This window comes from Sphingomonas aerolata (assembly GCF_023935825.1).
Lineage (GTDB): Bacteria > Pseudomonadota > Alphaproteobacteria > Sphingomonadales > Sphingomonadaceae > Sphingomonas > Sphingomonas aerolata.
The window spans coordinates 1,406,005-1,422,620 of sequence record NZ_CP098762.1 but is presented as its reverse complement, the minus strand read 5'-3'; the positions used below and the strand labels follow the sequence as shown (position 1 = coordinate 1,422,620).

General features: G+C 62.6%; 27 protein-coding genes and 1 tRNA gene. 3 read left to right on the top strand and 25 right to left on the bottom strand.

Annotation, left to right across the window (positions count from 1 at the left end; genetic code table 11):
• Nucleotides 1-19: 19 nt before the first annotated feature.
• The 25 genes from rpmD to rpsL all read right to left on the bottom strand — a co-directional run bounded on the left by rpmD (nt 20) and on the right by rpsL (nt 14,778).
• Nucleotides 20-196, bottom strand: a complete 177-nt coding sequence (rpmD, locus tag NEF64_RS06700; protein ID WP_031393747.1) for a 50S ribosomal protein L30 — start codon at nt 194-196, stop codon at nt 20-22.
• A 6-nt stretch (nt 197-202) separates the two neighbouring features.
• On the bottom strand, nt 203-994 hold the full coding sequence (rpsE, locus tag NEF64_RS06695) for a 30S ribosomal protein S5 (RefSeq protein WP_043156692.1): 792 nt from the start codon (nt 992-994) through the stop codon (nt 203-205).
• A gap of 3 nt (nt 995-997) precedes the next feature.
• Nucleotides 998-1,354, bottom strand: a complete 357-nt coding sequence (gene rplR / locus NEF64_RS06690; RefSeq protein ID WP_031393749.1) for a 50S ribosomal protein L18 — start codon at nt 1,352-1,354, stop codon at nt 998-1,000.
• A complete protein-coding gene (gene rplF, locus NEF64_RS06685) occupies nt 1,354-1,887 on the bottom strand; it encodes a 50S ribosomal protein L6 (RefSeq protein ID WP_031393750.1) in 534 nt (177 codons plus the stop codon). Before rplF ends, rplR begins: the two co-directional genes overlap by 1 nt.
• Nucleotides 1,887-2,282, bottom strand: a complete 396-nt coding sequence (rpsH, locus tag NEF64_RS06680; protein ID WP_031393751.1) for a 30S ribosomal protein S8 — start codon at nt 2,280-2,282, stop codon at nt 1,887-1,889. Before rpsH ends, rplF begins: the two co-directional genes overlap by 1 nt.
• A gap of 10 nt (nt 2,283-2,292) precedes the next feature.
• Nucleotides 2,293-2,598, bottom strand: a complete 306-nt coding sequence (gene rpsN / locus NEF64_RS06675) for a 30S ribosomal protein S14 (protein WP_031393752.1) — start codon at nt 2,596-2,598, stop codon at nt 2,293-2,295.
• A gap of 65 nt (nt 2,599-2,663) precedes the next feature.
• A complete protein-coding gene (gene rplE / locus NEF64_RS06670) occupies nt 2,664-3,278 on the bottom strand; it encodes a 50S ribosomal protein L5 (protein WP_042466294.1) in 615 nt (204 codons plus the stop codon).
• Entirely contained in the window at nt 3,271-3,588 is a 318-nt protein-coding gene (gene rplX, locus NEF64_RS06665) for a 50S ribosomal protein L24 (protein WP_031393754.1), read from the bottom strand. The genes rplE and rplX overlap by 8 nt, the downstream gene beginning before the upstream one ends.
• Entirely contained in the window at nt 3,588-3,956 is a 369-nt protein-coding gene (rplN, locus tag NEF64_RS06660; RefSeq protein ID WP_031393755.1) for a 50S ribosomal protein L14, read from the bottom strand. The genes rplX and rplN overlap by 1 nt, the downstream gene beginning before the upstream one ends.
• A 164-nt stretch (nt 3,957-4,120) precedes the next feature.
• A complete protein-coding gene (gene rpsQ / locus NEF64_RS06655) occupies nt 4,121-4,393 on the bottom strand; it encodes a 30S ribosomal protein S17 (RefSeq protein WP_031393756.1) in 273 nt (90 codons plus the stop codon).
• 10 nt (nt 4,394-4,403) lie between these two features.
• Nucleotides 4,404-4,610 carry a 50S ribosomal protein L29 gene (rpmC, locus tag NEF64_RS06650; RefSeq protein WP_031393757.1) on the bottom strand — a complete coding sequence of 69 codons (207 nt, stop codon included), beginning with the start codon at nt 4,608-4,610 and terminating at the stop codon, nt 4,404-4,406.
• Nucleotides 4,611-4,614: 4 nt separating this feature from the next.
• Nucleotides 4,615-5,049 (bottom strand): 50S ribosomal protein L16, encoded by a 435-nt coding sequence (gene rplP, locus NEF64_RS06645; protein WP_031393758.1) that lies wholly within the window; start codon nt 5,047-5,049, stop codon nt 4,615-4,617.
• A 15-nt stretch (nt 5,050-5,064) separates the two neighbouring features.
• Nucleotides 5,065-5,772, bottom strand: a complete 708-nt coding sequence (gene rpsC / locus NEF64_RS06640; RefSeq protein WP_031393759.1) for a 30S ribosomal protein S3 — start codon at nt 5,770-5,772, stop codon at nt 5,065-5,067.
• Nucleotides 5,772-6,149, bottom strand: coding sequence for a 50S ribosomal protein L22 (rplV, locus tag NEF64_RS06635; protein ID WP_037529220.1), 378 nt, complete (start codon nt 6,147-6,149; stop codon nt 5,772-5,774). Before rplV ends, rpsC begins: the two co-directional genes overlap by 1 nt.
• Nucleotides 6,149-6,424, bottom strand: a complete 276-nt coding sequence (gene rpsS, locus NEF64_RS06630; RefSeq protein WP_031393761.1) for a 30S ribosomal protein S19 — start codon at nt 6,422-6,424, stop codon at nt 6,149-6,151. Before rpsS ends, rplV begins: the two co-directional genes overlap by 1 nt.
• 1 nt (nt 6,425) lies before the next feature.
• Nucleotides 6,426-7,265, bottom strand: a complete 840-nt coding sequence (gene rplB / locus NEF64_RS06625) for a 50S ribosomal protein L2 (protein ID WP_031393762.1) — start codon at nt 7,263-7,265, stop codon at nt 6,426-6,428.
• A 4-nt stretch (nt 7,266-7,269) separates the two neighbouring features.
• On the bottom strand, nt 7,270-7,584 hold the full coding sequence (locus tag NEF64_RS06620) for a 50S ribosomal protein L23 (RefSeq protein WP_031393763.1): 315 nt from the start codon (nt 7,582-7,584) through the stop codon (nt 7,270-7,272).
• Nucleotides 7,577-8,203, bottom strand: a complete 627-nt coding sequence (gene rplD, locus NEF64_RS06615; RefSeq protein WP_031393764.1) for a 50S ribosomal protein L4 — start codon at nt 8,201-8,203, stop codon at nt 7,577-7,579. The genes NEF64_RS06620 and rplD overlap by 8 nt, the downstream gene beginning before the upstream one ends.
• Before the next feature lie 2 nt (nt 8,204-8,205).
• On the bottom strand, nt 8,206-8,952 hold the full coding sequence (gene rplC / locus NEF64_RS06610) for a 50S ribosomal protein L3 (RefSeq protein ID WP_056406239.1): 747 nt from the start codon (nt 8,950-8,952) through the stop codon (nt 8,206-8,208).
• A gap of 287 nt (nt 8,953-9,239) precedes the next feature.
• Complete coding sequence (gene rpsJ, locus NEF64_RS06605; RefSeq protein WP_007406109.1) at nt 9,240-9,548, bottom strand: 30S ribosomal protein S10; 309 nt, start codon at nt 9,546-9,548, stop codon at nt 9,240-9,242.
• 223 nt (nt 9,549-9,771) lie between these two features.
• On the bottom strand, nt 9,772-10,320 hold the full coding sequence (locus NEF64_RS06600; RefSeq protein ID WP_200912173.1) for a GFA family protein: 549 nt from the start codon (nt 10,318-10,320) through the stop codon (nt 9,772-9,774).
• Between the two features lie 19 nt (nt 10,321-10,339).
• Nucleotides 10,340-11,533, bottom strand: a complete 1,194-nt coding sequence (gene tuf, locus NEF64_RS06595) for an elongation factor Tu (RefSeq protein ID WP_031393767.1) — start codon at nt 11,531-11,533, stop codon at nt 10,340-10,342.
• Between the two features lie 106 nt (nt 11,534-11,639).
• Nucleotides 11,640-13,736, bottom strand: a complete 2,097-nt coding sequence (gene fusA, locus NEF64_RS06590) for an elongation factor G (RefSeq protein WP_031393768.1) — start codon at nt 13,734-13,736, stop codon at nt 11,640-11,642.
• Between the two features lie 123 nt (nt 13,737-13,859).
• Nucleotides 13,860-14,330 (bottom strand): 30S ribosomal protein S7, encoded by a 471-nt coding sequence (gene rpsG / locus NEF64_RS06585; protein WP_031393769.1) that lies wholly within the window; start codon nt 14,328-14,330, stop codon nt 13,860-13,862.
• Between the two features lie 76 nt (nt 14,331-14,406).
• Complete coding sequence (gene rpsL / locus NEF64_RS06580) at nt 14,407-14,778, bottom strand: 30S ribosomal protein S12 (RefSeq protein WP_010164594.1); 372 nt, start codon at nt 14,776-14,778, stop codon at nt 14,407-14,409.
• Nucleotides 14,779-15,094: 316 nt separating this feature from the next.
• Here rpsL and NEF64_RS06575 point away from each other — a divergent pair.
• The 3 genes from NEF64_RS06575 to nusG all read left to right on the top strand — a co-directional run bounded on the left by NEF64_RS06575 (nt 15,095) and on the right by nusG (nt 16,554).
• Nucleotides 15,095-15,171, top strand: a tRNA-Trp gene (locus tag NEF64_RS06575).
• A 639-nt stretch (nt 15,172-15,810) separates the two neighbouring features.
• On the top strand, nt 15,811-16,008 hold the full coding sequence (gene secE / locus NEF64_RS06570; RefSeq protein ID WP_031393770.1) for a preprotein translocase subunit SecE: 198 nt from the start codon (nt 15,811-15,813) through the stop codon (nt 16,006-16,008).
• Nucleotides 16,009-16,017: 9 nt separating this feature from the next.
• A complete protein-coding gene (nusG, locus tag NEF64_RS06565) occupies nt 16,018-16,554 on the top strand; it encodes a transcription termination/antitermination protein NusG (protein WP_031393771.1) in 537 nt (178 codons plus the stop codon).
• Nucleotides 16,555-16,616 lie beyond the last annotated feature (62 nt).

Here is a 16,616-nt window from a genome sequence, read left to right as displayed (position 1 = left end):
TCACGTGGGTCGTGAAGGCTCAGCCTTCGACCGACACCATGTGCTGCACCTTGCGGATCATGCCGCGGACCTCTGGGCTGTCTTCCAGCTCGCGGGTCTTGTGCATCTTGTTCAGGCCGAGACCGACCAGCGTTGCGCGCTGGTCCTTCTCGCGGCGGATCGGCGAACCGGTCTGCGTGATCTTGATGGTAGCCATGATCGCTTACTCCGTGATCGCAGCTGCATCGGCCTCGGCGGTCTTCGAACCACCATGGCCGAGCAGGTCGGCGATCTTCTTGCCGCGACGCTGTGCGACGGCCTTGGGCGAGGTCTGCTCGCCAAGGGCTTCGAACGTTGCGCGGATCATGTTGTAGGGGTTCGACGTGCCGACCGACTTGGTCACGACGTCTGCAACGCCCAGCGACTCGAAGACGGCGCGCATCGGGCCACCGGCGATGATGCCCGTACCCTGAGGCGCCGACCGCAGCGTGACCTTGCCGGCACCGAAGTGACCGTTGCCGTCATGATGCAGCGTGCGACCGTCCTTGAGCGGAACGCGAACCATCTTCTTCTTGGCAGCTGCCGTCGCCTTCGAAATGGCTTCCGGCACTTCGCGTGCCTTGCCATGACCGAAGCCTGCACGGCCCTTGCCGTCGCCGACGACGACGAGTGCCGCAAAGCCGAAGCGCTTGCCGCCCTTGACCGTCTTCGAGACGCGGTTGATGTGCACCAGCTTCTCGATCAGCTCTTCGCCGCCATCGTCCGAACCCGGACGACCGCCACGATTGTCACGACCGCCACGACCGCCATCGCGACCACCACGGTTGCCACCGGGGCCACCGCCACGGTTGCCGCCGGGGCCACCACGACCGCCACCGCCGCCGCCACCGGGACGACCACGGCCACCGCCGCTGTTGCCCTGGTATCCGGTGCTCTGGGGCACGTTCTGAGCCGTGACGTCCTGTGCGGTCGTCTCGGGTGCGATTACCGCTGGCGTGTTGTTTTCGTCAGCCATGTCTTAGAACTCCAATCCGGCTTCGCGCGCGGCATCGGCAAGAGCCTTCACGCGACCGTGGTAGAGGAAGCCGCCGCGATCGAACACGACCTGGGTCACGCCCGCTGCCTTGGCAGCCTCGGCGACGCGCTTGCCGACCGAAGTCGCCGCGTCGATGTTGGCGCCGGACGTGCCGCGCACGTCCTTCTCCAGCGTCGAGGCCGAAGCGACCGTCGTGCCGGCGGCATCGTCGATCACCTGGGCATAGATGTGCTTGCCCGAGCGATGCACGGACAGGCGCGGACGGGTGCCGGCGCGTGCGCGCAGCGCGGTACGGTTGCGGCGACGCCGCTTGGCGAAAAGAGAAAGTCCCTTGGTCATTACTTCTTCTTCCCTTCCTTGCGGAAGATGAACTCGCCGTCGTACTTGATGCCCTTGCCCTTGTACGGCTCGGGCTTGCGCCACTGACGAATCTCCGCGGCCAGCTGGCCAACCATCTGCTTGTCCGAACCCGAGATCTCGATCGTCGTGTTGTCCGGCGTCTTCACCTCGATGCCCTCGGGCACGTCGATGTTGACGTCATGGCTGTAGCCGAGCTGCAGCTTGAGGTTGCGACCCTGGGCTGCGGCACGATAGCCGACGCCGCTGATCAGCAGCTTCTTGGTGAAGCCTTCCGACACGCCGGTGACCAGGTTCTGCACCATGGTCCGCTGCATGCCCCAGAACGCGCGAGCGCGCTTGGTGTCGTTGGCCGGCTGCACCGAAATGCCGCCGTCTTCGATCGTGTAGCTGATTTCGTCGCGCAGCGGCATCTTCAGGGTCCCCTTGGGGCCCTTCATCGTCAGCTGCTTGCCCTCGATCGTCGGCGTGATGCCCGCCGGTACGGTGACCGGCTTCTTACCAATACGGCTCATCAGAACACCTCCGCGAGGACTTCGCCGCCGACGTTCTGCTCACGTGCTTCGGAATCCGAAAGCACGCCGCGGGGCGTCGAGACGATGGTGATGCCGAGGCCGTTGCGGACGCGGGGAAGTTCCTGCGAGCCGGAATAGACGCGACGGCCGGGCTTCGAGACGCGCGCGACATGCTTGATCGCAGGCTGGCCCTCGAAATACTTCAGCTCGATGCGAAGGCCGGCCGCGGGGCCCATCTGCTCTTCGCTATAGCCACGGATATAGCCTTCACGCTGCAGAACGTCGAGCACGCGGACGCGCAGCTTCGACGCCGGAGTCAGGACGGAGTCCTTCTTCGCGCGCTGGCCATTACGGATACGGGTGAGCAAATCACCCAGGGGATCGGTCACTGCCATGATGTAGTCCTTACCAGCTCGACTTCGTGACGCCGGGGATCAGGCCCTTGTTGGCCAGATCGCGCAGCTGAATACGGCAGAGCCGGAACTTGCGGTAATAGGCGCGCGGGCGACCGGTCAACTCGCACCGGTTACGGATGCGGGTCGGGTTCGCGTTGCGCGGGATTGCCGCCATCTTGAGGCGAGCGATCAGACGCTCCCCATCGTCGAGCGTCTTGTCCGCTGCGATTGCCTTCAGTGCCGCGTACTTCGGGGCATACTGCTTGACCATGCGCTTGCGGCGCTCGTTCTTGTTGACTGAACTCAGTTTCGCCATCGACTTAAGTTCTTTCTTTCCTGAAGCGCCGCCCGTGACACGAGGTCAGGGGCGGCGGTTGGTAGTTAAGCTGCCTTCTTCTCGTCGGCAGCGTCGTCTTCGATCGGGAACGGGAAGCCGAAGAGACGGAGAAGCTCGCGAGCCTCGTCGTCGGTCTTGGCGGTCGTCGTCACGATCACATCCATGCCGCGGACCTTGTCGACCCGGTCATAGCTGATTTCTGGGAACACGATCTGCTCCTTGATACCGCAGGCATAGTTGCCACGGCCATCGAAGCTCTTCGGGTTGAGACCGCGGAAATCGCGGACGCGGGGAAGAGCGATCGTGATGAAACGGTCGAGAAACTCGTACATGCGCTCGCGGCGAAGGGTAACCTTCACGCCGATCGGCATGCCCTCACGCAGCTTGAACTGCGCGATCGACTTCTTGGCCTTCGTCACGACGGGCTTCTGGCCGGCGATCAGCTCCATTTCCTGGGCTGCCTGGTCGACCTTCTTCTTGTCCTGCGTCGCTTCGCCGACACCCATGTTCAGCACGATCTTGTCGATCCGGGGGATCTCCATGACGTTCTTGTAGCCGAACTTCTCGGTCATCGCCTTGATGATCGTCTCATCATACATCTTCCGCATGCGCGGCGTGTAGGCGGCCTCGGTGCCAGCGGCGGTGTTCTGATCAACCATTGATCTTCTCCCCGGTCTTGACGGCCACGCGGACCTTCTTGCCATCCTGCTCCTCGAAGCGGACGCGGGTCGGCTTGCCGTCGGCGGTCACGTGCGCGACCTTCGAGACGTGCATCGGTGCTTCCTTGCGAACCAGGCCACCCTGCGGGTCACCCTGGGTCGGCTTGGTGTGGCGCACGGCGATGTTCACGCCCGAGACGACGACCTTGTCGGTCTTCGGCATCGACATCGTGACTTCGCCGGTCTTGCCCTTGTCCTTGCCGGACAGGATGATGACCTTGTCACCCTTCTTGATACGCTGGCTCGCCATTACAGCACCTCCGGCGCAAGGCTGATGATCTTCATGTGCTTCTTGCCACGCAGCTCGCGAACGACTGGGCCGAAGATACGGGTGCCGATCGGCTCCTCGTTCTTGTTGACCAGCACCGCGGCGTTACCGTCGAAGCGGATGACCGTACCGTCTGCACGGCGGATATCCTTGGCGGTACGAACGATCACCGCGCGGTGAACGTCGCCCTTCTTCACGCGGCCCCGTGGCTGCGCTTCCTTGATGCTGACGACGATGATGTCGCCAACGCCTGCAACACGACGCTTGGAACCCCCAAGCACCTTGATGCACTGCACCCGCTTCGCGCCGCTGTTGTCAGCGACGTCGAGATTGGACTGCATCTGGATCATGGATCCGTATCCCTTCTCTGTCTCTGGGGTCGATACCGACCGAACCCCGCCTAAAAAATCACCCCGCCGCGGACGAATCCGCAACGGGGAGGAGCGGCCGCTTAGCCGTTCCCGTTTACGAAAACAAGAGCGCAGGGAGTTGCCCCCCTGCCCTCATGTTTGATTCAGCCCTCGGCCGAAGCCCGCTCCGGCGTCGCGTGGGTGTTGACCCGCTCGATCACCTTCCAGGTCTTCAGCTTGGAGATCGGTGCGGTCTCTTCGATCCGCACGGTCTCGCCCTGCTTGAACTCGTTGCTCTCGTCATGAGCATGATACTTCTTCGAGCGACGGATGATCTTCCCGTAGAGCGGGTGCTTCACCTTACGCTCGACGTTCACGACCACCGTCTTGTCGCCCTTGTCGGACACGACCAGACCGGTCAGCACGCGCTTCGGCATGATGTGTTCCTTACTTCGCGGCGTCAGCGCTGGTGCGCTGAGCCTGCAGGGTCTTGATGCGAGCGATGTCGCGGCGGACCTCACGAACGCGGCTCGGCTTTTCGAGCTGGTTCGTGGCGGCCTGGAAGCGCAGGTTGAACTGCTCGCGCTTCAGTTCGCCAAGCGACTCCGACAGCTGGTCGTCGCTCTTGGCCTTCATGTCGTCGATACGAGCCATGATCTTACTCGCCTCCCAGATGCGAGGTGTCGCCCAGGCGGGCAACGACCTTTACCTTGATCGGCAGCTTCATGGCCGCCCGCTCGAATGCCTCGGCGGCGATCTTGCCGTCGACGCCGTCGAGCTCGAACAGGATCCGACCCGGCTTGACTCGAGCGGCCCAATATTCCGGCGCGCCCTTGCCCTTACCCATGCGGACTTCGGCTGGCTTTCCCGAGACCGGAAGGTCTGGGAAAATGCGGATCCACAAACGCCCCTGGCGCTTCATGTGACGCGTGATCGCACGGCGTGCCGCCTCGATCTGACGTGCGGTGATCCGGTCGGGCTCCATGGCCTTCAGGCCGTAGGAGCCGAAATTGAGCGAGAAGCCACTCTTGGCGTCGCCCGAAATCTTGCCCTTGAAGGCCTTCCGGAACTTGGTCTTTTTTGGTTGCAGCATGTCTGTTCCTGCCCCTTAGCGACGATCGTCGCGCTGCGGCCGCACGCCGGAGGTCTGAGCCTCCATCATGATGCGGTCGTACGACGTCGGATCGTTGCCGAGAATCTCGCCCTTGAAGACCCAGACCTTCACGCCGCAAACGCCATAAGACGTGTGCGCCGTAGCCTCGGCATAATCGATGTTCGCGCGCAGCGTGTGCAACGGAACCCGACCCTCACGATAGCTCTCCGACCGTGCGATCTCGGCGCCGCCAAGACGGCCGCCGCAGTTCACGCGGATGCCTTCGGCACCGAGACGCATCGCCGACTGAACCGCACGCTTCATGGCGCGACGGAAGGCGATACGACGCTCGAGCTGATCGGCGATGCCCTGTGCAACGAGACGTGCATCGACTTCCGGCTTGCGGATCTCGACGATGTTCAGCGACACGGTCGACGACGTCATCTTGCCGATCGTCGAACGCAGCTTCTCGATGTCCGCACCCTTCTTGCCGATGATCACGCCGGGGCGTGCAGCGAAGATGGAGATGCGGGCCAGCTTGGCCGGACGCTCGATCACAACCTTGGAGATCGCGGCCTGCGGCAGCGTCTTCATGATATATGCGCGGATCTTGAGATCCTCGAGCAGGAGCCGACCATAGTCGGCGCCTTCGGCGTACCAGCGGCTATCCCAGGTACGGTTGATCTGCAGACGCAGACCGATGGGGTTGCTCTTCTGACCCATTATGCTTCTTCCTGCTCGCGCACGACGATGCGCAGACGGCTGAATGGCTTGAGAATGCGGGTCGACTTGCCGCGGCCGCGGGTCGCGAAGCGCTTCATCGTGATCGACTTGCCAACCGATGCCTCGGCGACGACCAGCGAGTCGACGTCGAGGTTGTGGTTGTTCTCCGCATTGGCGATGGCCGAGGCCAGCACCTTGCGGGCTTCGATCGCCATGCCCTTGGTCGAGAAGGCGAGGATGTTCATCGCATCGCCGACCTTCTTGCCACGGATGAGCGCAGCGACGAGGCCGAGCTTCTGCGCGGAACCGCGGATCTGCGTACCGACCGAAAGCGCCTCGTTGTCCGCGACCTTGCGCGGGCTGACTTGCTTAGACATCAGCGCTTGCCCTTCTTGTCGGCGGAGTGGCCGGGGAAGTAGCGCGTGGGCGCGAACTCGCCCAGCTTCATCCCGACCATGTCCTCGTTGACCGAGACCGGCACGAACTTGCGGCCGTTATAGACGTTGAACGTGAGGCCCACGAACGACGGCAGGATCGTCGAGCGACGCGACCAGGTCTTGATCGGCGAACGCGCGTTGGTGTCCTGGGCGGTTTCTGCCTTCTTGAGCAGATGAAGGTCCACGAACGGACCCTTCCAGACTGAACGAGCCATGTTAGCCCTTCCTCTTCGTCGAATGACGCGACCGGATGATCATCTTGTCGGTCGATTTGTTGTGACGCGTGCGCGCACCCTTCGTAGGCTTGCCCCACGGCGTGACCGGATGACGGCCACCCGAGGTGCGGCCTTCACCACCGCCGTGCGGATGGTCGACCGGGTTCTTGGCGACGCCGCGCGTCAGCGGACGAATACCAAGCCAGCGCGAACGCCCTGCCTTGCCCAGGTTCTGGTTCTGGTTGTCGGGGTTCGAGACCGCGCCAACCGTCGCCATGCAATCGCTGCGGATGTAGCGCTGCTCGCCCGAGTTCAGGCGGACCATCACCATGCCCTTGTCGCGACCGACGACCTGCACGTACGTGCCGGCCGAGCGAGCGATCTGGCCACCCTTCATCGGCTTCATCTCCACATTGTGGACGATGGTGCCGACCGGCATCTGACCGAGTTCCATGGCATTGCCTGGCTTCACGTCGGTCTTCTTGGCCGCGAGAACCTTGTCGCCAACGGCCAGACGCTGCGGCGCCAGGATGTAGGCAAGCTCTTCGTCCGGGTACTTGACCAGGGCGATGAACGCGGTGCGGTTGGGATCATACTCGATCCGCTCGACAGTGCCTTCGACGTCCCACTTGCGACGCTTGAAGTCGATGTAGCGGTACTTCTGCTTGTGACCACCGGCGATGCCGCGCGAGGTCACATGACCCTTGTTGTTACGACCGCCGGTCTTGTGCTTGCCTTCGGTCAGCGCCTTGACGGGCTTGCCCTTCCAGAGCGACGACTTGTCGACCAGAATGAGACCGCGGCGTGCCGGCGATGTCGGATTATAATGCTTGAGTGCCATGGCCTCAGATCCCCGTCGTCACGTCGATGGACTGACCGTCCTTCAACGTCACGATTGCCTTTTTCATGTCCGAGCGCGAGTAGTTCGTGCCCTTCCACTTCTTGGTCTTGCCCTTCTGGACGAGCGTGTTCACGCCGACGACGTTCACGTCGAACAGCGCCTCTACGGCCGCCTTGATCTCGGGCTTCGTGGCGTCGTTGGACACCTTGAACACCACCGCGTTGTGCTCCGACAGGGTCGTCGTCTTCTCGGTGATGTGCGGGGCGAGGATAACGTCGTAATGACGATTATCGATGCCCGCCTTCTGCTTCTTAGCCATGGAAGCGCGCCTCCAGCTTTTCGACAGCGGCGCGCGTCAGCACCAGCGTGTCATGCTTCAGGATGTCGTAAACGTTGGCGCCGGCTGCCGGCATCACGTTCACTTCGTACAGGTTGCCCGCAGCGAATGCGAAGCTGGTGTCGACCATGTCGCCGTCGATGACGAGCGCACGCTTGCCGAAGCCGAGCTTGGCGAGATCGCCCTGCAGCGTCTTGGTCTTGCCACCCTCGACAGCCAGGCTGTCCATGATGACCAGCGAACCCGCCTTGGCGTGGCTGCTGAGCGCCATTCGCAGGCCGAGCGCGCGAACCTTCTTGTTCAGCGAGGGGTTGAAGTCACGGACGCGAGCGCCGTGTGCCTTACCACCACCGATGAACACAGGCGCGCGGCGATCGCCGTGACGTGCCGTACCGCCGCCCTTCTGGCGACCGAACTTCTTGCCGGTGCGAGCGACGTCTGCGCGCTCACGGGTGCCACGAGCCGTCTCGCGACGCTTCTCGAGCTGCCAGGTGACCACACGGTGCAGGATGTCGGCGCGCGGATCGAGACCGAAGATCTCGTCGTTGAGCTCGATGTCCGCGCCCTCGGTGCCGGCGAAAGATGAAAGCTTGATCTTCACGCTCAGCCCTCCTGGCCGTCGGCTGCAGGTGCGTCGGTCGTTTCGGCCGGCGTGTCTGCTGCGGTGTTGCTGTTGGCGGTCTTGAGACCGGCGGGGAACGGTGCGTCGGCGTGGCGCGCGACCTTGACCGAGTCCTTGACGAAGAGCCAGCCGCCCTTGGAGCCAGGAACCGAACCCTTGACGAACAGGAGACCACGCTCGACGTCCGTCGATACGATCTCGAGGTTCTGCTGGGTGCGATACTTGTCGCCCATGTGGCCGGCCATCTTCTTGTTCTTGAAGACCTTGCCCGGATCCTGGCGCTGACCGGTCGAACCGAGCGAACGGTGCGAGACCGACACGCCGTGGGTTGCCCGCAGACCACCGAAGCCCCAACGCTTCATGCCGCCCTGGAAGCCCTTACCCTGGGTCTTGCCCTGGATATCGACGATCTGGCCTGCGACATAATGGTCGGCCGAGATCTCGGCGCCAACGTCGAGCAGGCCGTCTGCGTTCACACGGAACTCATGGACGACAGCCTTGGGCTCCACTTCGGCCTTGCCGAAATGGCCGCGCTGCGGCTTTGCGACATTCTTCGACTTGGCAACGCCTGCACCAAGCTGGACGGCGGTGTAGCCGTCACGATCCATTTCGCGAACGGAAATGACCTGATTGCCTTCAAGTGCCAGAACGGTAACCGGCACATGCCGACCATCTTCCTGGAACAGGCGGGTCATCCCCATCTTCTTCGCGATCACGCCAGTACGCATGATCTTGTCCCTTCCTAGACAGAGGCCCCGTCGGACTATTCCTCGGGGGCTTGCGGACCATGTCCGGAGCAAGCTCCATGATGCATCCACCTGACCCCATCCCCGGCAAAAGCCCTGAATGGAGTCGGATCAACCCGGTAAATACGAAACGCGCCCCGTCCCGGGCTGGTGCTCCTGCGAATGCGAGAGCGTGACGGGGGACGCTGCCCCGTCGGTTTGCACCGACGGCGGTATCCCAATGTCGAACGGCGCGGGACCGTTACCGGTCGACCGCGCCGCGCTCGCCCTTAGGCGAGCTTGATCTCGACGTCAACGCCAGCGGCGAGGTCCAGCTTCATCAGCGCATCGACCGTCTGCGGCGTCGGCTGGACGATATCCAGCATACGCTTGTACGTGCGCACCTCGAACTGCTCGCGCGACTTCTTGTCGATGTGCGGGCCGCGGTTCACGGTGAATTTTTCGATGCGCGTCGGAAGGGGAATCGGACCGCGGATGAGCGCGCCGGTGCGGCGTGCGGTGTCGGCGATGTCGCCGGTGGCCTGATCGAGCACGCGGTGATCGAACGCCTTCAGACGAATGCGGATATTGCTGTCCATAGTCCCTACCGATGCGAAAGAGCGGGCCCGTTTCCGGGCTCTTGCTGGTTGATGTTTAAACCGAAGGCGGGCCATTACGGGAGAGTCGCCGAAAAGGCAACTAGGGCGACGACGATTTTAGGCCGCCCATCGCGGCGGCGATAGGCTCGTGACTACCCCCACCCGACCCCTTTGGCGCTACCTTGGCCTAGGGCGGGCGCCCGATCAGCCGGATAACCGACGCCTACACGCGTCCTTTGGCGAAATGCTGTACTTCACCCGGCACAGTCACCCAGTGATGCATCGATTCCTCCCAGACAGAGCGAACGGGAGCTGGGAAAGTAGGATCGGCAATCGCGCCCACGGCGACCCCGATCATCGACGGTTGCTTGGCGGTCCTCGCATAGACCGTTGATCCGCACTCTGGGCAGAAGACCGTCTCGAAGCGATTGCCTTCGTCCGTCGCCCGCTCAAACCGTTTGCCCTCACCGGCGACAGTGAGCAGGTCCTCGAGATAATAGGCGAGAACACCAAAGGGCGATCCGCTTCGGCGCTGACAGGCGATGCAGTGACACGCCACCACGGCAGGCGATGGCCCCGGAAGCTCGACCGTGAATTGGCCGCACTGACATTGCGCACGCATAAGCCCCGCCCCCTGTGACGTGCCTAATCTAGCCGATCGCCGGATCCTGGCAATTGCATGCTTGCCGCCCAACGCTTTGGCGATGCTGCGGCCGCCCCCGAACACGAAAAAGCCCGGCCTCTCTCGCGAGAAGCCGGGCTCTTCGATCATCTCCCGAAGGAGCGGATGCTTACTTGTCGATCTGGCTGACGACGCCTGCACCGACGGTACGGCCGCCTTCGCGGATCGTGAAGCGCTGGCCCACGTCCATGGCGATCGGTGCGATCAGCTTGATGCCGAGCGACACGTTGTCGCCTGGCATCACCATCTCGGTGCCCTCAGGCAGCTCGACGGTGCCGGTCACGTCCGTCGTGCGGAAGTAGAACTGCGGGCGGTAGTTGGCGAAGAACGGCGTGTGACGGCCACCCTCTTCCTTCGACAGCACGTAGACTTCCGAGTTGAAATCGGTGTGCGGCTTGATCGTGCCCGGCTTGCAGAGCACCTGGCCACGCTCGACTTCGTCACGTGCAACGCCGCGGATCAGCGCGCCGACGTTATCACCAGCCTGGCCCTGGTCGAGCAGCTTGCGGAACATCTCGACGCCCGTGACCGTGGTCTTGCGAACGGTCGGGTGGATACCGACGATCTCGACTTCCTCGCCAACCTTGACGATGCCGGTCTCGACGCGGCCGGTGACGACCGTACCACGACCCGAGATCGAGAACACGTCCTCGATCGGCATCATGAACGGCTTGTCGAGCGGACGCTCGGGCTGCGGGATGTAGTCGTCGACTGCCTGCATCAGCTCGGTGACGGCGTCGGCGCCAAGCTTCTGGTTCGAACCCGACAGCGCACAGGTGGCCGAACCCTTGATGACGGGGATGTCGTCGCCCGGGAAGTCGTACGAGCTGAGCAGCTCGCGGATTTCCATCTCGACCAGCTCGAGGATTTCCTCGTCGTCGACCAGATCGACCTTGTTCATGAACACGACCATCGCAGGCACGCCGACCTGGCGTGCGAGCAGGATGTGCTCACGGGTCTGCGGCATCGGGCCATCGGTCGCCGAAACGACGAGGATCGCGCCGTCCATCTGGGCTGCGCCGGTGATCATGTTCTTCACATAATCGGCGTGGCCCGGGCAATCGACGTGCGCGTAGTGACGGTTGGCCGTCTCGTACTCGACGTGTGCGGTCGAGATCGTGATGCCGCGCTCGCGCTCCTCGGGAGCCTTGTCGATGTTTGCGAAGTCGACAGCGGTACCGCCGGTCGTCTCGGCGAGAACCTTCGTGATCGCAGCGGTGAGCGACGTCTTGCCATGATCGACGTGACCGATGGTGCCGATGTTGAGATGCGGCTTGTTCCGCTCAAATTTTGCCTTGGCCATTGTTTCCTACCTTCTGATTCGTATTCCGGTGCCACACCGGGAACCGCGCGAACGCGGCCCCATAGCGGCTGTTAAAGCCTGACGCTAGCCCTACCCCCTTAAAGGGTTAGGCCAGTTTCGCCTTCACCTCGTCAGCGACGTTCTGCGGCACTTCATCATAATGCGAGAACTGCATCGAGTATTGCGCGCGACCCTGCGTGAACGAGCGGAGCGAGTTCACATAGCCGAACATGTTGGCCAGTGGCACCATCGCCTCGACCGTCTGCGCGTTGCCGCGGCTGTCGGTGCCCTGGATCTGGCCACGACGGCTGTTCATGTCGCCGATGACGTCGCCCAGATAATCCTCCGGGGTGACGACCTCAACCTTCATGACCGGCTCGAGCAGCGTGATGCCCGACTTCTGCGCCACTTCGCGCATTGCGCCACGTGCACAGATTTCGAACGCCAGAGCCGACGAGTCGACGTCGTGATACGCGCCGTCATACAGCACGATCTCGAAATCGATGATCGGGAAGCCGACCAGCGAACCCGAAGCAGCGGTCTCGCGGAATCCCTTCTCGATCGCGGGCAGATATTCCTTCGGAATGTTGCCGCCCTTGATCTCGTCCTTGAACGTGATGCCCGAACCGCGCTCGCCCGGCGTGACCTTGACCTTCACGCGACCGAACTGGCCGGTGCCGCCCGACTGCTTCTTGTGCGTGTAGTCGACGTCGACCGGCTTCTTCAGATATTCGCGATACGCGACCTGAGGAGCACCGACATTGGCCTCGACCTTGAACTCACGCTTCATGCGGTCGACCAGGATCTCGAGATGGAGCTCGCCCATGCCCTTGATGATGGTCTGGCCCGACTCGGGGTCCGACGACACGCGGAACGACGGATCCTCGCGTGCGAGACGATTGAGCGCGACGCCCATCTTCTCCTGATCGGCCTTGGTCTTCGGCTCCACCGACAGCTCGATCACGGGCTCGGGGAATTCCATCCGCTCGAGGATGATCGGTGCGTTCATCGCGCAGAGCGTGTCGCCCGTGGTCGTGTCCTTGAGGCCTGCGAGAGCGACGATGTCGCCCGCGAACGCTTCCTGGATGTCCTCACGGCTGTTCGCATGCATGAGCAGCATGCGGCCGACCTTTTCCTTCTTGTCCTTGACCGAGTTGGTGACCTGCGATGCGGTCTCCAGCTTGCCCGAATAGATGCGGGCGAAGGTCAGCGTGCCGACGAACGGATCGTTCATGATCTTGAACGCCAGTGCCGAGAACGGAACCTCGTCCGACGAAGGACGCTCGTCCGGCGTCACGCCGTCGAGCTTCAGACCCTGAATCGCGGGAACGTCGAGCGGCGACGGCAGATAGTCGACCACGGCGTCGAGCAGGGGCTGGACGCCCTTGTTCTTGAACGCCGAACCGCAGACCACGGGGACGAACGCCATGCTGAGCGTACCCTTGCGGATCAGCTTCTTGAGGTCGGCGACGCTGGGCTCGTTACCCTCAAGATAGGCTTCCATCAGAGCATCGTCCTGCTCGACAGCCATCTCGATCAGGTCGCTGCGATACTTCGCGGCCTTGTCGGCCATGTCCGCCGGGATGTCCTGATATTCGAACTTCGCGCCCAGGCTCTCTTCGAGCCAGATGATCGCGCGGTTCTCGACGAGGTCGACCAGGCCCTTGAAGCCGCCTTCCATGCCGATCGGCAGGTACAGGACCGCCGGACGCGCGCCGAGACGCTCGATGATCGAGTCGACGCAGAAATAGAAGTCGGCACCGGTGCGGTCGAGCTTGTTGACGAAGCACATACGCGGCACGCCGTACTTGTCGGCCTGACGCCACACGGTCTCGGACTGCGGCTCGACGCCGGCAACGCCGTCGAAGCACGCGACTGCACCGTCGAGGACGCGCAGCGAACGCTCGACTTCGATCGTGAAATCGACGTGGCCCGGGGTGTCGATGATGTTGATAAGGTGCTCTTCACCCTTACCTTCTTCGGCGCGCCACTTGCAGGTGGTTGCAGCCGACGTGATCGTGATCCCGCGCTCCTGCTCCTGCTCCATCCAGTCCATCGTCGCGGTGCCTTCATGCACTTCGCCGATCTTGTAGGACTTGCCGGTGTAATAGAGGATGCGCTCGGTCGTCGTCGTCTTGCCGGCGTCGATGTGCGCCATGATGCCGATGTTGCGGTAACGGTCGAGCGGATGGCTGCGGGCCATGATCGTGCTTCCTTAAGGATATGGGGAGCCGAACGTGCCGGCTCCCCAATATATAGGTGTTTGCGTTACGGGCGAAAGGCCGCCCGTGACACGGTTACCAATGCTAGGCTTCGAAGCCCGCTGTTACCAGCGGTAGTGCGAGAATGCACGGTTGGCTTCTGCCATCCGGTGCGTGTCTTCGCGCTTCTTGACCGCGTTGCCGCGGTTGTTCGCCGCGTCCATCAGCTCGCCCGACAGCCGTGCGGCCATCGTGTTCTCGCTGCGCGAACGTGCCGCACCGATCAGCCAGCGGATCGCCAGCGCCTGTGCACGCTCGGGACGCACTTCGACGGGAACCTGGTAGGTTGCACCACCGACGCGACGCGAACGGACTTCGATGCCCGGCTTCACGTTGTTCAGCGCATCGTGGAAAACGCCGATCGGGTCGCGCTTGGCGCGGCTCTCGACGGTTTCGAATGCACCGTACACGATCAGCTCTGCGACGGACTTCTTGCCGTCCAGCATGACGCTGTTCATGAACTTCGACAGAACCTCATCCCCGAACTTGGGATCAGGCAGGATGACCCGCTTTTCGGGACGACGACGACGTGCCATTTTATATTCCTTCTAAACTTCAGCCTGTGTGATCAAACATACCAGTGCCGACTTGCGTCGGTTGGCATTGATCGGCTTACTTCGGACGCTTGGCGCCGTACTTGGAACGCGACTGACGCCGGTCCTTCACACCCTGTGTATCGAGCACGCCGCGCAGGACGTGATAGCGAACACCGGGAAGATCGCGGACACGACCGCCACGGATCAGGACAACCGAATGCTCCTGAAGATTGTGGCCCTCGCCCGGGATGTAGCTGATGACTTCGCGCTGGTTGGTCAGGCGAACCTTGGCCACCTTGCGCAGAGCCGAGTTCGGCTTCTTCGGGGTCGTCGTGTAGACGCGGGTGCAAACGCCGCGCTTCTGCGGGTTGGCTTCCATCGCAGGGACCTTCGACTTGGCCTTCTGCGGATCGCGGCCCTTGCGGACCAGCTGGTTGATCGTCGGCATTGAAGCCTTCACCTTTCAAATGGTTACTTTGCTGGAGCCATTGAGGCGCCTGAGAATACAAAAAGGACCCTAGGAAGCGCAAAACGCTCCTCAGGCCCTGGAATGCATCCAGCAATGTTCAAGCATGCCCAGCGGGAAAGACTCCCGAAGAACAGGGCGCGCCTATAGGTCAGGAGTCAGCCGCGGTCAACACGGGGATCCACCCCACCCTGCCCCGAACCCGACGCCGGATTGGTTGCACGTTTCACAATCGTGCATCGGGCATGAACAGGTGCTTGCCCTGCCGCGGACATGGCGCTAGAGCCCGCCACCGCACAGGAGTGTAGCTCAGTTGGTTAGAGCGTCGGTCTCCAAAACCGAAGGCCCTCGGTTCGAATCCGAGCACTCCTGCCAGATCTTCCCACATCGCCGATCGACAGCTGCCGTGACCCATTGGTCAGCGGCCCACGTACTGCGCCTGTCACGATTGCATAAAACGCATTTCATAATGCAATTTGCGCAGTTGTGAAATTCGCTGCTGCGATGCACAAAGACTGTGCCTTTCAGGCATCCTCTCCTAAAACTTTTACCGCCGGTCTTTGACCGGCCTTTTTTTTGGTCTGCGCGCTGATATACCGATGACGGTCCGTCACGCCGGCAAACATAACAGAAACGCAGGAGAGGCGCCGCCGGCAAGACCGGCACCGGTTGACGGCCGGCGGGGGAGAGGGCGCAAACGCCCGCCCCCGCGCCTTCCGGTCCCGCCTCCCACGCATCCCCTTATGCTTTCAATCATGCGCGAAAGGCTGGTGCAGCGCGCCTCATGCGCTGCCGAGTCGGATCATGACGGGGCCGCCCGGCGGGCGCTGCCGCCCCACCCCTTGCGTTCCGTCGGCGCGGAAGCTATCTGCGCCGCCATCCGACAGCGAGACGGACGCATGCCCGACCCCTTTGACGGGGCCCTATTGACGGGGCGACCCTTCACAGGGAGCGGGTTATGGGTCTATGCCTCGCTTCTTTTCATGTCTCCATCAGGCGGGTTCGAACAGCACCGTGGCTAAAACGTCCCCACTCGAATTCATCCGGCAGGTCCGCACCGAAACCTCGAAGGTTACGTGGCCGACGCGTCGCGAGACGATCATGACCGGGGTGATGGTCGTCATCATGACGACGATCCTCGCGCTCTTCTTCTTCGGCGTCGACTCGATCCTTCAGGCGATCGTCACCGCCCTTCTGAAACTCGCTCAATAAGGTCCGCACATGGCGCGCTGGTACATCATTCACGCCTATTCGGGCTTCGAGGGCAAGGTCCGCGACTCGATCATGGCAGAGGCGACCCGCATGGGTCTCGAGCAGCTCGTCGAGCAGATCGAAGTCCCCACCGAGACGATCACCGAGGCCCGTCGCGGCAAGAAGATCGCGGTCGAGCGTAAGTTCATGCCGGGCTATGTTCTCGCCAAGTTGAACATGAATGACGACGTCTATCACCTCGTCAAGAACACCCCCAAGGTGACCGGCTTCCTCGGCAGCATGGGCAAGCCGCAGGCGATCAGCGAGGCGGAAGCCACGCGGATGCTCAACAGCAAGGAAGAGGCCGCGGCCGCTCCCAAGCAGAAGGTCAAGGTCGACTACGAGATCGGCGATCAGGTCAAGGTTCTCGACGGTCCGTTCGCGAGCTTCAACGGTCTGGTCGAGGAACTCGATTTCGACCGCAGCCGCGTCAAGGTGTCGGTGTCGATCTTCGGTCGCGCCACCCCGGTCGAGCTCGAGTTCGAGCAGGTCGAGCGCTCGAAGTAATCACCGCCTGAGTCTGCGGGCTCAGTCGATACGAATGATGAGGGGCCTGATGCTGCGACGCC

What these genes read in the sequence shown, in the direction of transcription:
- rplF (WP_031393750.1), bottom strand. Translation starts at nt 1,887, where the DNA reads ATGAGCCGTATTGGTAAGAAGCCGGTCACCGTACCGGCGGGCATCACG.
- rpsH (WP_031393751.1), bottom strand. Translation starts at nt 2,282, where the DNA reads ATGGCAGTGACCGATCCCCTGGGTGATTTGCTCACCCGTATCCGTAAT.
- rpsJ (WP_007406109.1), bottom strand. Translation starts at nt 9,548, where the DNA reads ATGGACAGCAATATCCGCATTCGTCTGAAGGCGTTCGATCACCGCGTG.
- rplP (WP_031393758.1), bottom strand. Translation starts at nt 5,049, where the DNA reads ATGCTGCAACCAAAAAAGACCAAGTTCCGGAAGGCCTTCAAGGGCAAG.
- rplX (WP_031393754.1), bottom strand. Translation starts at nt 3,588, where the DNA reads ATGGCGAGCCAGCGTATCAAGAAGGGTGACAAGGTCATCATCCTGTCC.
- rpmD (WP_031393747.1), bottom strand. Translation starts at nt 196, where the DNA reads ATGGCTACCATCAAGATCACGCAGACCGGTTCGCCGATCCGCCGCGAG.
- tuf (WP_031393767.1), bottom strand. Translation starts at nt 11,533, where the DNA reads ATGGCCAAGGCAAAATTTGAGCGGAACAAGCCGCATCTCAACATCGGC.
- rplR (WP_031393749.1), bottom strand. Translation starts at nt 1,354, where the DNA reads ATGACCAAGGGACTTTCTCTTTTCGCCAAGCGGCGTCGCCGCAACCGT.
- nusG (WP_031393771.1), top strand. Translation starts at nt 16,018, where the DNA reads ATGGCGCGCTGGTACATCATTCACGCCTATTCGGGCTTCGAGGGCAAG.
- rpsN (WP_031393752.1), bottom strand. Translation starts at nt 2,598, where the DNA reads ATGGCGAAACTGAGTTCAGTCAACAAGAACGAGCGCCGCAAGCGCATG.
- rplB (WP_031393762.1), bottom strand. Translation starts at nt 7,265, where the DNA reads ATGGCACTCAAGCATTATAATCCGACATCGCCGGCACGCCGCGGTCTC.
- NEF64_RS06600 (WP_200912173.1), bottom strand. Translation starts at nt 10,320, where the DNA reads ATGATCGAAGAGCCCGGCTTCTCGCGAGAGAGGCCGGGCTTTTTCGTG.
- rplN (WP_031393755.1), bottom strand. Translation starts at nt 3,956, where the DNA reads ATGATCCAGATGCAGTCCAATCTCGACGTCGCTGACAACAGCGGCGCG.
- fusA (WP_031393768.1), bottom strand. Translation starts at nt 13,736, where the DNA reads ATGGCCCGCAGCCATCCGCTCGACCGTTACCGCAACATCGGCATCATG.
- rplV (WP_037529220.1), bottom strand. Translation starts at nt 6,149, where the DNA reads ATGTCTAAGCAAGTCAGCCCGCGCAAGGTCGCGGACAACGAGGCGCTT.
- rpsE (WP_043156692.1), bottom strand. Translation starts at nt 994, where the DNA reads ATGGCTGACGAAAACAACACGCCAGCGGTAATCGCACCCGAGACGACC.
- rpsQ (WP_031393756.1), bottom strand. Translation starts at nt 4,393, where the DNA reads ATGCCGAAGCGCGTGCTGACCGGTCTGGTCGTGTCCGACAAGGGCGAC.
- rpsC (WP_031393759.1), bottom strand. Translation starts at nt 5,772, where the DNA reads ATGGGTCAGAAGAGCAACCCCATCGGTCTGCGTCTGCAGATCAACCGT.
- rpsL (WP_010164594.1), bottom strand. Translation starts at nt 14,778, where the DNA reads ATGCCGACGATCAACCAGCTGGTCCGCAAGGGCCGCGATCCGCAGAAG.
- rpmC (WP_031393757.1), bottom strand. Translation starts at nt 4,610, where the DNA reads ATGGCTCGTATCGACGACATGAAGGCCAAGAGCGACGACCAGCTGTCG.
- rplE (WP_042466294.1), bottom strand. Translation starts at nt 3,278, where the DNA reads ATGGTTGATCAGAACACCGCCGCTGGCACCGAGGCCGCCTACACGCCG.
- rpsS (WP_031393761.1), bottom strand. Translation starts at nt 6,424, where the DNA reads ATGGCTCGTTCAGTCTGGAAGGGTCCGTTCGTGGACCTTCATCTGCTC.
- rpsG (WP_031393769.1), bottom strand. Translation starts at nt 14,330, where the DNA reads ATGGCACGTCGTCGTCGTCCCGAAAAGCGGGTCATCCTGCCTGATCCC.
- rplC (WP_056406239.1), bottom strand. Translation starts at nt 8,952, where the DNA reads ATGCGTACTGGCGTGATCGCGAAGAAGATGGGGATGACCCGCCTGTTC.
- NEF64_RS06620 (WP_031393763.1), bottom strand. Translation starts at nt 7,584, where the DNA reads ATGGCTAAGAAGCAGAAGGCGGGCATCGATAATCGTCATTACGACGTT.